The following is a 12,449-nucleotide window of genomic DNA, read 5'->3' on the forward strand; positions in this document are numbered from 1 at the left end:
TTTTTATGGGTGTTGTGGTGATTATCGGTCTGCGCCAGCGGGTGCCATTTGTCGACTTTTCTGCTAGCGACATTGCAGGCATGACCGACACTAAATACATATCGGCCATCCTGCATTGAGACGATATGGCCGCTTTATTTTCCTGAGTCCTGTGCCATTTTGCGCAAAGTTTGTAAGCTAGCTCCCGGTGTGATCAGGTTGCCGTCGTAACGCAATTCTATCAAGGCCGGTAGCTGATGCTCGCGTGTATGGGCCAGCGCCCTAGCCAGTGCCGGGGCGAACTCTTCTGTGCTGTTGACCACTTCGCCGCTGGCACCATAGGCGTGCGCCAGTGCCGCGAAATCCGGATTGTGTAATTCCGTTCCAGAGACACGTCCCGGGAATTCTTTTTCCTGATGCATGCGTATGGTGCCGAACATACCGTTGTTAAATACGATGATGATCAGACCTGCTTTGTATTGCACCGCGGTGGCCAGTTCCTGACCATTCATCATGTATTCGCCATCGCCAGCGAAGGTGATCACGGTACGCTCAGGATGAACGATTTTTGCCGCAACACCGGACGGCACGCTATAGCCCATAGCGCCCGAAGTGGGCGCTAACTGCGTACGGAAACCGCCGTAGCGATAGTAGCGGTGTGCCCAGGTGGCGTAATTGCCGGCACCATTGGTGATGATGGTATCGTCCGGGGTGTTGGTCTGAATAGTTTGCACCACTTGCCACAGATTGAGTGGCGCCTGTTCTTGTGCAAAAATCGCTGGCTCTTGTTGCCATGCCAGCAGATCGGCTTTGGCGGCCGCCACTGTCGGTTGCCAGGCGCTGACGTCTAACGGGGTCATCGTCGACAATGCTTCAGCGATTTCTTTCATGCCGCTATTGATCATCATATCGGCCTGATACACGCGTCCCAACTCTAAGGCATCACTGTGTATGTGTATCAGTTTTTGTTTGGCAATCGGTGCTTCCAGTACGGTGTAGCCGCCGGTCGTCATTTCGCCGAGACGCGGTCCGATCGCGATCACCAGATCGGCGTCTTTGATGCGTTGTGCTAATTTCGGGTTTATCCCTATCCCTACATCGCCTATGTAATTCGGATGGGCATTGTCGATCAAATCCTGGAAGCGGAAAGCGCATGCCAAAGGCAGATGGTTAATTTTTGCGAAGTCGGCGATACGCTGGCAGGCCAAGGTATCCCAACTGGTGCCGCCAAGTAATACGATAGGTCTTTGTGCTGCGGCTAAATGCTGACGCAGTTGGCTCAATTGTGTCGCCGATGGCGAGGCTTGCACCGGCGTGTAATGGCGGGTGTCGGCCACCTCAGACATGGCGGCCAGACAATCTTCTGGTAAGGCCAATACGACCGGGCCAGGGCGCCCGCTGGTTGCCACTTGAAAGGCGCGTGCTATGTATTCAGGAATGCGTTCGGCACGGTCTATCTGCGCCACCCATTTCGCCATAGGGCCAAACATACGGCGATAATCGATCTCTTGAAATGCTTCGCGTTCGACGAAGTCGTTGCCAACCTGACCGATAAATAAAATCATCGGAGTCGAATCTTGATACGCGGTATGCACACCGATAGAGGCATTGGTGGCGCCCGGTCCGCGTGTGACAAAGCAAATGCCGGGTTGGCCGGTCAGCTTGCCGTAGGCGTCCGCCATGAAGGCCGCGCCGCCTTCCTGACGATTGATGATGAAGCGTATTTTGCTATCGTGCAGGGCATCGAGTACCGGCAAATAACTCTCGCCAGGCACTCCAAAAATAAGTTCGACGCCGTGTACTTGCAGTGCGTCCACGACCAATTGACCACCAGAACGAGATATAGACATGACAAGAAATGAAAATTAAAGAAAGCGCTACGCTACCAGAAAGTGCACGCTTCGTGCTAATTCTTCGGCATTAGTGGTATTAAGCCTAATCTAGCCGCGGGATTGCTCAGCAGGCTAGCCCTCATGCTGTTACAATAGCGCCCGAAGCAGGCCAGACAATCGCTGGTTTCCATGTTCTGCATGGTGACGGGAGGAAGGTCCGGACTCCATAGAGCAGGGTGACGGCTAACGGCCGTACGTTGAAAGCCAAAGCGCAAGCCCAGGTATAAGACGAGGAATAGGGCCACAGAGACGAGCGTATTAAGTTACGGTGAAACGCGGTAACCTCCACCCGGAGCAATTTCAAATAGGCACGCGTTGAGGCGGCTCGCGGAGCGTGCGGGTAGAAAGCTTGAGCCTGGGAGTAATCCCCGGCCTAGAGGAATGATTGTCATAGCACGAGGCAGCAATGTTAAGTGCCGTAACAGAATCCGGCCTACCGGCCTGCTTCACTTTTTATGCCGCTCACTAGCGCATAAAATCACCACAATTAAATGCTTTAAAGCATTTTTACGCAATTTTTCGTATCTGGATGGCATTATTCTGTTTTTGCTAAGGAAATTTTGCTTTCTCCAATGTTACACTGAGTCTCATTTTCTCCTACCTGGATTAATAATTCTCAAACATGTGTACTGACAAATTCCTTGATTTTTATTCACGATCGGTGATGAGAATATGTCTTTGCTGAACCCAGAGCGCGCATGCGCTATTCTCGCGACTAAAGGCCGTGCATGAAAAAGGGCTTCCGTATTCAGGAGCCTTGGGATCTGTCCTCCATAGGTTTTGCCTTGTGTGTCGCTGTAATCGTTGTCGCGATCACGGGGCAGACTTGGTGGTCTATTGCTCAGGATAAAAAAATCACACTGGCAGCCGCGCAGGAAAATAGTTTTTTGGCAGTGCGTATTTTGGAAGAGCACGCCAATCGCATCTTGCATGATGCAGCGCGCGCCATTGGTGCCGCCGCCGAAGAGATACAGCTTGAGGGCGAGACGGTTCTGCATGACGAGACCTTGATCCGTCAGATCTTAATTAATCAGCGACAAGATTCGCAATTTTTGCAATCTATTGCGATTGTTAACCCTCAGGGCATACTTTGGGCAAGTTCTTTTCAATTCCCTGCTGAGCCGATTGATCTAAGTTTGCAACAGCATGTATTGTATTTGTTGGAGCATCCAAACGACCGTAGCGTCGTGGTCGGTCGGCCCGTACAATTTCAGCGTAGCAAACGCTGGGTATTGCCAGTGGCAAAAAATATCTTCAACGCGCAAGGCCTACATCTGGGCTTAATTCAGACTGATATTAACCTCAATTATTTCAAAGATTTCTATGAGCGGATTGCCCGCGATGGCGCAGCGGTGATCTCTTTACATAACAAAGAGGGCGCCTTATATCTGCGTGCACCTTACGATGAACGTTATGAAACTGCGAATATCACCTGGTCAGCTCTGGTGGCTGGACTTAAATCGGATTCTGTCGAAGCGTCCGTAACGGATGCGCCTTTGATCGGTGGTGCTAGCAGTCTTATTTACACCTTTAGGAAAATGTCTGACTTCCCTTTGACGCTGGTATATGGCCGAAGCGTCGAGGATATTCTGGCCGAGTGGGTGCAAAGGGTGAAGCAAAAGCTATTTTTTACAGCATTGACAGTCTTGTTTATCATCGCCTTAGCCTTCTTGCTACTTAAAAAAATTAAGCACTTACGCAGCTCTCGTGCCAAGTTGGCCGACAGTGAAAGTCGCTATCGCTTATTGTTCCTGGATGCACAAGACGCGATTATGCTGATCAATCGCGACTACGTGTACGTAGACTGCAATAACGGAGCCTTAAATCTGCTCGGCTTGCAAGATGCAAAAGATTTGCTGGGGACTAAAGTTGGAAACTACTCGCCTGAAAATCAGCCCGGCAGCCTGCAAACACACTTAAAAAAAACCGAGCTGATTAAACAATATATTGATGCTACTTTTAATGGCGAGCCACAAAGATTCGAGTGGATAGTCAAGCGCAAGGGAATCTTGCAGTACAGCGATGTGAGTTTGACTCAGGTAGAAATTGGCCGAGAGATGCTGGTTTTTTGTGTGATGCGCGACGTCAATGCCACCAAATATGTGGAACATTTATTGGAGGGGCAAAATCAATTATTACAGTTGATAGGCGGTAGTGAAAACCTCACATTGATTTTGGAAGAGACTTGTCATTTTGTCGAAAAAATGATGCCGCATTGGCGTTGCGGAATACAACTTTTGGATGAAAATCAGCGGTGTTTTAAGCAGGCAATCGGGCATCAGTTCCCTGCTGCCTTGTCGCAGCAATTGATGGATATGCCGGTTAGCTATGGGAGCGGGGTCTGGAGTGAGGCGGTGCTGAGCGCGGTGCCGATCTGGATCAATGACATTCAGCACTCACCCTCTATGCAATTCGTCAATCAACTGGAAGACTTGAAGAATTTTTCAGCGTGCGGATCATGGCCTATTATGGGGAAAAATGGTCAGTTGCAAGGAACGTTTACTCTATTTATCGAGTCTAGCGTCCCTTTGAGTGCTGATGATCTTGGCTTTATCAGCATTACCACGGATATCGCAAGTATCGCGATCGAGGGAAAGCGCTCGGAAGAGAAGGTCTTGAAGCTGGCGCATTATGATGAGTTGACTGGTTTGCCTAACCGGTTTTTATACAATCAGCATTTAAGTAAATCACTCGCTTACGCAGATAGAAATCGTTCTAAATTGGCGGTGCTATTTCTTGATTTGGATAGGTTTAAGAATATCAATGACACGTTTGGCCACAATGAGGGTGACACAGTCTTGCGCAACGTCGCGCAGCGCTTTCGGCAATGCCTGCGGGTCTCAGACACGATAGCCAGAGTCGGCGGTGACGAATTTATTTTGTTGGTGGATCAATATGCCGAGCCTAGAGATCTGGGGGATATCGCGGACAAGCTTTTGGTTGCGGCTGCCTTGCCTTTTGATATACACGGGCAGGAGTGTCAGTTAAGCGCGAGTATAGGAATTGCCACCTACCCTGATGATGGTGGCGATGCGCAGACCCTCATGAAAAACGCCGACATCGCCATGTATAGGGCCAAAAACAAAGGGAAGGACAACTATCAGTTTTATGCTTCAGAAATGAATGTTCATACCATAGAGCGTTTGGCGTTTGAGGCAAGATTGAGAAGGGCTTTAGAGCGGCGCGAATTCGTGGTCTACTACCAGCCTAAAGTATCGGTTGCGACTGGCTTAATCGTTGGTGCTGAAGCCTTGGTGCGCTGGAACCATCCTGAGCGGGGAATTCTATTGCCGGGTGAATTCATTGCTCTGGCGGAAGAAGCTGGTTTGGTCGGACGCATGGGCATGCTGGTTTTGGATATGGCTTGCCGCGATATTCTGGCATTTAGAGCGGTAGACAAAGATTTCGGCAGGGTCGCCATTAATCTCTCTGGCGCTCAGTTTAATGACCAGCGCTTGTTGGAAGATGTACAGAGTGTGGTCGATTTCTGGCGTGTCGATAGTGCTTGTATAGAGTTTGAAATTACCGAAAGCATGGTCATGCATAATCGTGACCAAGCTATAGTACTCATGGATGGTTTGAAGAAGGCTGGCTTTACGCTTTCCATCGATGATTTTGGCACTGGTTATTCCTCTTTGGCGTATTTGAAGCGCTTCCCGGTCGATAGTGTCAAGGTGGATAGATCCTTCATTAAAGACATTCCTGATGACCCTAATGACACGGCGATCGTGCTTGCAATTGTCGCCATGGCGCATACTTTGGGCTTGAAGGTTATCGCCGAAGGTGTAGAGACGCCAATGCAGTTGCAAACTTTGGTCGATTCTTGTTGCGATGAGTATCAGGGCTTTTACTTTAGCAAGGCGGTTCCTGAGCATGAGTTTTTGCAATTACTGAGTCGGCAAATAGACCTCCCACATCCCTAAAGTGTCTATCTAAGACACATCTCCCTGCCATTCCTTTTGCCAATAAACACATGGGTATATGTGATGTGGCACTTTCACACTTAATCGTAAGTCCCTAATTTATTGGGACATTCTACTTTTGTGTTGATTTAAGTAAATACGCTAAGTCATTGACTTTATTCAGTAATTTCACATTTACTCACATGAATTCGCTTGACCGAGCGCAAGTCATCCTCTAAAGTGGGTGATAGTGTGAAAAAGTGTATATTTGTGGTGCAAAATTATTTTCTTTCCCTTAAAAAATAGGGGCAAGTTTAGAAGAAAAGGCGATATCGTGTTTCAAGGGGCGGCAGCACTCAATCTCGATGCGAAAGGCAGAATGTCAATTCCTGCCAGGCATAGGGACGCGCTCGTTTTGCAATGCGAAGGGCGTATTACACTTACCCGCCACCCCCATGGATGCATCTTGCTTTTTCCGCGTCCGGTGTGGGAGTCGCACCGCGAGCAAATCGCTGGCTGGCCTATGAATGCACGTGCCTGGCAAAGAATCTTTCTCGGTAATGCCTCAGATGTCGATATGGATGGCGCAGGTCGCATTCTTATCGCGCCGGAGTTGCGGCATGCCGTGGGCTTACAGCGCGATGTCATGTTGCTGGGCATGGGTACACATTTTGAAATATGGGATGCTGCAAAATTGGCTGAGAATGAAGCGCAAGCTTTGGCTGGCGGCATGCCCGAAACTTTAAGTAATTTTTCTTTCTGATTGAGAATGATGATGGTCAAACAATCAGACGAATACATCCATCAAACGGTGTTGCTGGCCGAGGCAGTCGATGCCCTCGCGCTTACTGGTGAGCGTGCGGGTGGTATTTATGTCGACGGTACATTTGGGCGCGGCGGTCATAGTCGTCTCATATTGGAAAACCTCAGCTCATCGGGGCGCTTAATCGCTTTCGACAAAGATTTGCAGGCAATCGCTAACGCCCAGCAGATCAATGACACGCGCTTCGAGATCGTTCACGATAGTTTTGCTACGATGAATGAAGAGTTAAGTGCTCGTGGGATTACTCAGGTTGACGGTATTTTGATGGACTTGGGAATTTCCTCTCCACAAGTGGATGAGGCTGGGCGAGGCTTTAGTTTTAGAGCTGACGGGCCGCTGGATATGCGTATGGATACTACTCGTGGGATTTCTGCCGCGGAGTGGTTGGCAACAGAAGATGAGCAGATTATTAGAGAGGTAATAAAAAATTATGGGGAAGAACGGTTTGCTTTTCAGATTGCAAAGGCGATTGTTGCTCGCAGGCAGATCGAGCCCATTTCAAGTACTCGACAGCTCGCCGAGATTGTCGCACACGCCGTCAAAACTCGCGAGAAGGGCAAGGACCCGGCAACTCGCACCTTTCAGGCTATACGGATTTTCATCAATAAGGAATTGGAAGATCTCGAAATAGGCTTGGCCGCTGCTTACGCTTGCCTGGCTCCGTTTGGGCGCATGACCGTGATTAGTTTCCATTCCTTGGAAGATAGAATCGTCAAACAGTTTTTCGCATCCAAGGTCAATGTCTTGCAGCCGGATCGACGTTTGCCTATACGCACGGTGGATTTGCCTAAGGCGCAAATGAAACTGATCGCAAAGATCAAACCATCCGAGCAAGAAGTGACAGGAAATCCTAGAGCACGCTCGGCCATCATGCGGGTCGCAGAGCGCTTGCCAGGGGCGGTATCTTGAGCGGGCGCTTAAACGTTTTTTTTGCGATTGCCTTGATCGCTTGCGCCTTGTCCATGGTGAACTCGCAATATCAGGCGCGTCGTTTGTTCATCGAGTTAGAGCGCGCGCAGACCGTGAGTAAGCAATTTGAGCTGCAATGGACGCAGTTGAAATTGGATCAATCCACCTATGGCAAACATGCCCGGATTGAATCGGTTGCGACTAAAGAGCTCAATATGCTCGCGGTAACGCCAGAGCGTACACAATATCTTACTGCGGTAAATGCCAAATGAGCCGCGCTGCTAAAACCGTCTCATTTTCATCTAGCCCTGTCCTTGCGGTGAAGCTGCCGGTGTGGCGCTCTAAGCTGGTCTTGTTCTTTTTGTTTGTCGCGTTTTTTGCATTGCTGGTGAGAGCTTTATGGTTGCAAGGGATGACCACTGAGTTCTTGCAGAAGCAAGGCGCCTCAAGGTACACGCGCACTTTGGAGTTGCCAGCCACGCGTGGCAAGATCACCGATAGAAATGGTGAAGTGTTGGCTTCATCGGTTCCAGTAAAGGCGATCTGGGCCATCCCAGACGATGTTCTGGACGCCCCGAAAGAAAAGTTGCGTGAACTGGCCGGCTTGTTGGAAATGAGCGAAGCTGAGTTGCGCAAAAAACTCGATTCTGATCGACAATTTGTATACCTGCGACGTCAGGTTGAGCAAGATGTGGCGGATAAGGTGGTGGCGCTGGGAATTGCTGGTATCGAAACCCGTAAAGAGTATAAGCGCTTTTATCCTGAAGGCGAGGTGATGGCGCATGTGGTTGGATTCACTAATGTTGAAGACGTCGGGCAAGAGGGGATAGAGCTGGCCTCGCAAAATAACTTGGCCGGGAAGACTGGTAGCCGCAGAGTTATCAAAGACAGGTTGGGGCGTATTGTCGAAGATATAGAGTCGATTCGTGAACCGCATGATGGTAAAGAATTGACCTTGTCAATTGATAGCAAAATTCAATACATCGCTTACACCCACCTGAAAGAAGCACTAGAAAAACACAAGGCCAAAGCTGGTGGTGCCGTGGTACTGGATGTGCAGACGGGGGAAGTACTGGCACTGGTCAATTTACCGAGTTTCAACCCGAATGAAAGATCTGTATTGACTGGTGCGCAGTTGCGCAACCGCGTCATGACCGATACTTTCGAGCCTGGTTCTACCATGAAACCGTTTACGGTTGCTTTGGCTTTGGAAACAGGGCGGGTGACACCTGACACGATCATACAAACAGCACCGGGAAGTATGACGATAGGCACGGCAACGATACATGATGCACACAAACAAGGCGCTTTGACGGTAGCGCAAGTGATACAAAAATCTTCAAATATCGGCACGGTAAAAATGGCGCTGCAGATGCCTCCGCAAGAAATGTGGGAAATGTTTACGACTTTGGGTTTTGGGCAGCAACCAAAGTTTGGCTTTCCCGGTGCGGTAGCGGGACGTCTGCGTAACTTTAAAACCTGGCGTCCTATCGAGCAAGCGACCATGAGCTACGGCCATGGTATTTCTGTTTCGCTGATACAAATCGCGCGTGCCTATATGATCTTTGCCCGGAATGGCGACACCATCCCGCTTACCTTTCAAAAGTCAGCAGAAATGCCCGCAGGACATCGTGTTATTTCAGAAAAAACGGCACTACAAATGCGTTTGATGCTGGAATCTGCAACGGAACTGGGCGGTACTGGTACTCAGGCCAGGATCGCTGGATATCGAGTCGGAGGCAAGACTGGTACTGCGCATAAATTGGAGCATGGTCGCTATGTGAATAAATATGTAGGCGATTTTGTCGGCTTTGCCCCTGTTTCTAATCCCCGTGTAATCGTCGCGGTAATGATCGATGAGCCTAGTAGTGGTGGTTATTATGGTGGCACTGTGGCGGGCCCAGTATTTTCCGCGATTACCGCGAACGTCTTGCGTTCATTAAACGTCCCGCCAGATACCGCGGTGACTAATCTTATTCCTGACACCAGTGTGCAGGAGAGTATGTGATGTCTGACGTTAACCACATCCAAATTACTATGCAAGAATTAATAAATTGGCTTAAGAGCTGCGCACCAAATGCGCAACTGAGTTCCGATTCGCGTGCTATCGCAGAAGGTGACGTGTTTTTTGCTTTTCCTATTGCCGGCAGTGCGGGCGATGGTCGTAGACATATCCAAAGCGCGATAAATAACGGTGCCGCAGCAATCGTTTATGATCCTGTTGGCTATGACTGGGATGTGGATGCAAGCGTTCCACACCATGCTTTTTCCGAGCTGCAGTCACATGTAGGCGATATCGCAAACACCTGGTATGGTCAGCCGGATAAAGAGCTGTTAACCGTTGCAGTGACAGGTACCAATGGCAAAACTTCTTGTTCGCAATGGATAGCAAAAGCTTTGTCCCAAACCTACGCGCCGTGTGCTGTCATTGGCACTCTTGGGGTTGGCACTTATCGAGATGGCAGCGTAGAAAATTTAATCGAAACTGGATTTACCACACCGGACGCAATTCAGTTGCAACGCAGCCTTGCGGATTTGCGCAAGACTGGTACTGGCGCATTGGCTATCGAGGCTTCCTCTATAGGTTTGCATCAGGGACGTATGAGTGGCATGCATGTCGATGTGGCCTTGTTCACCAATTTAACCCGTGACCATCTTGATTATCACGGTGATATGGATGCCTACGCTGCCGCTAAACAGATCTTGTTCGATTGGCCGCAACTGAAAACGGCAATTGTAAATTTGGATGATGCTTATGGTCGGCAATTGTTGGCGCAAATGAAGCGGAAAGCAGCGACCTCTGTATCCGTGCCGCCTTTGTTGCTGGCGTATAGTCTGGAGCAAAAAGAGTATCCTGATACTTCGATTATATTTGCTAGCAATGTGCGCACTTTGCATACGGGGACCAGCTTCCATGTCGATTCACCGTATGGTAGCGGTAGCGTCAAAACACATATGATAGGTCGCTTCAATGTCAGCAATGTGCTCGGTGTCCTGAGTGTCTTGTTGGCGAGTGGTGTGGCCTGGAACAAGGCGGTTAGTGCGATTGAAAAACTCGCATCTGTGCCCGGCCGCATGCAACAATTGGGAACGCCGGGGCATGTGATGGTGGTGATCGATTACGCGCATACTCCGGACGCCCTGGAGAAAACGCTAATCACACTACAGCAGGTGGCGCAAGAGCGTCAGGGCGCATTGTGGTGCGTGTTTGGCTGTGGCGGTGATCGGGATCCGGGGAAACGTCCGCAAATGGGAAAATTTTCCGAGCTGGCGCAACACGTGGTGGTGACTAGTGATAATCCTAGGACAGAAGATCCTGCGCTGATCATACAAGATATTCTCAAGGGCATGAACGGGGCGCCTCTTGTGATTGAAGATAGAGCGAACGCCATATTGTATGCAATACGACATGCGGCCAACAATGATGTGGTTTTATTGGCCGGTAAAGGGCATGAGACCTATCAAGATATCAATGGCAAGAAATGGCCGTTCTCGGACGAAGCGCACGCTTCCCTGGCGCTCGCTACTGTGGCGACCAGCTCAAAGCGAGGTGCCTGATGCATGTATCTTTAAAAGAACTTCAAGCCGTGCTGACCTCGGCTCAGCTATTGAACGAAACGCTTGACCTACATGTGAATGGATTGACGACTGATAGTCGCCGTATCCATCAAGGCAATCTCTTTCTGGCTTTACGTGGTGAACAGTTTGATGCGCATGATTTTTTGGAGTCAGTTGCCAGCTCGGGGGCTGCCGCAGTAGTGGCGGAGCATGTTCCTGATGGCTATAAATTACCTGCTTTGACCGTGCCTGATACCCAAGTCGCATTGGCGGAGATAGCGCGCCATTGGCGTCGTCAGTTCTCGATACCGGTCATCGGTGTTACTGGCAGTAACGGTAAGACCACGGTTAAGGAAATGATCGCCGCTATCCTTCATGCCTATGCCGGAGCCGATCACTACCTGTCTACAACGGGTAATTTAAATAATGAGATAGGAGTGCCGCTCACGGTACTTCGACTCCAGTCGCAGCATCGGTGCGCGGTAATTGAATTGGGGATGAATCATCCCGGTGAAATCGCTTTGCTGACATCGGTTGCGTTGCCGACAGTGGGCCTAGTGAACAATGCGCAGCGTGAGCACCAGGAGTTTATGCAAAGCGTCGATGCGGTAGCTGAGGAAAATGGCAGTGTATTGCGTGCTTTGCCCGCAGACGGGATCGCCGTATTTCCGGCCGATGATACTTATACTGCTTTGTGGCGTTCTTATGCTGCTGAGTCTGGTCAACGCAGCGTATTTACTTTTGGATTGACGGCAAATTCGGATGTTCGCGGCAGCTATCAGGCTCATGCATTTGGCAGCGATATAAAAATTAATATAGGCGACGAGGCATTTTTAGTGAATTTGTCCGCGGCAGGTAGTCATAACGTCTTAAATGCCTTGGCCGCTGCCGCATGTTGTCACAGTATCGGTGTGCCAAACGATGTTATCGCCCGTGGTCTCGAGGCATTTCAACCAGTTAATGGACGTTTGCAGCGCAAAACAGCCGTCAATGGCGCCAGTATTATCGACGATACCTATAACGCGAATCCTGATTCGGTTCGTGCGGCGATTGATGTGTTAGCGCAAATCGGTGGCTCTGCCTTATTGGTCTTGGGCGATATGGGCGAAGTGGGCGAGGATGGGATAGCCTTTCATGAAGAAATTGGTACTTATGCGCGCGCGCGCGGTATCAAGCACATGCTGACCATGGGTGTCCTGGCACAGCATGCCACATCGGCCTTTGGTGAGGCGGCCAAACACTTTGACACGATTGAAAATCTGTTGGCCGCACTCGATGCCAGCATTTCGTCTACCAGCACCGTACTGGTAAAAGGCTCTCGTTTTATGAAAATGGAACGTGTGGTAGCCCATCTTACTCAACAAAAAACTCTAGGGAATCACTGAC

Annotated in this window: 8 protein-coding genes and 1 other RNA gene; 8 read left to right on the forward strand and 1 reads right to left on the reverse strand. The window is 49.7% G+C overall.

Annotated elements, in window-relative coordinates:
- Positions 1-134: 134 nt before the first annotated feature.
- Positions 135-1,829, reverse strand: a complete 1,695-nt coding sequence (locus EJN92_RS12715; RefSeq protein ID WP_126128166.1) for a thiamine pyrophosphate-binding protein — start codon at positions 1,827-1,829, stop codon at positions 135-137.
- Between the two features lie 143 nt (positions 1,830-1,972).
- Here EJN92_RS12715 and rnpB point away from each other — a divergent pair.
- The 8 genes from rnpB to EJN92_RS12755 all read left to right on the forward strand — a co-directional run bounded on the left by rnpB (position 1,973) and on the right by EJN92_RS12755 (position 12,448).
- Positions 1,973-2,323, forward strand: an RNA gene (gene rnpB, locus EJN92_RS12720) — RNase P RNA component class A.
- Positions 2,324-2,599: 276 nt separating this feature from the next.
- The gene (locus EJN92_RS12725; RefSeq protein WP_126128167.1) at positions 2,600-5,794 is read left to right on the forward strand and encodes an EAL domain-containing protein; all 3,195 of its coding nucleotides are present in this window, start codon (positions 2,600-2,602) and stop codon (positions 5,792-5,794) included.
- A gap of 313 nt (positions 5,795-6,107) precedes the next feature.
- Positions 6,108-6,536 carry a division/cell wall cluster transcriptional repressor MraZ gene (gene mraZ / locus EJN92_RS12730; protein ID WP_126128168.1) on the forward strand — a complete coding sequence of 143 codons (429 nt, stop codon included), beginning with the start codon at positions 6,108-6,110 and terminating at the stop codon, positions 6,534-6,536.
- 12 nt (positions 6,537-6,548) lie between these two features.
- Entirely contained in the window at positions 6,549-7,505 is a 957-nt protein-coding gene (rsmH, locus tag EJN92_RS12735) for a 16S rRNA (cytosine(1402)-N(4))-methyltransferase RsmH (protein ID WP_227869530.1), read from the forward strand.
- Entirely contained in the window at positions 7,502-7,777 is a 276-nt protein-coding gene (ftsL, locus tag EJN92_RS12740) for a cell division protein FtsL (protein ID WP_126128170.1), read from the forward strand. Before rsmH ends, ftsL begins: the two co-directional genes overlap by 4 nt.
- On the forward strand, positions 7,774-9,513 hold the full coding sequence (locus EJN92_RS12745) for a peptidoglycan D,D-transpeptidase FtsI family protein (RefSeq protein WP_126128171.1): 1,740 nt from the start codon (positions 7,774-7,776) through the stop codon (positions 9,511-9,513). The genes ftsL and EJN92_RS12745 overlap by 4 nt, the downstream gene beginning before the upstream one ends.
- Complete coding sequence (locus tag EJN92_RS12750; RefSeq protein ID WP_126128172.1) at positions 9,513-11,063, forward strand: UDP-N-acetylmuramoyl-L-alanyl-D-glutamate--2,6-diaminopimelate ligase; 1,551 nt, start codon at positions 9,513-9,515, stop codon at positions 11,061-11,063. Before EJN92_RS12745 ends, EJN92_RS12750 begins: the two co-directional genes overlap by 1 nt.
- The gene (locus EJN92_RS12755) at positions 11,063-12,448 is read left to right on the forward strand and encodes a UDP-N-acetylmuramoyl-tripeptide--D-alanyl-D-alanine ligase (RefSeq protein ID WP_126128173.1); all 1,386 of its coding nucleotides are present in this window, start codon (positions 11,063-11,065) and stop codon (positions 12,446-12,448) included. Before EJN92_RS12750 ends, EJN92_RS12755 begins: the two co-directional genes overlap by 1 nt.
- Position 12,449: the final 1 nt, after the last annotated feature.

It is taken from the genome of Undibacterium parvum (assembly GCF_003955735.1).
GTDB lineage: Bacteria > Pseudomonadota > Gammaproteobacteria > Burkholderiales > Burkholderiaceae_D > Undibacterium > Undibacterium parvum.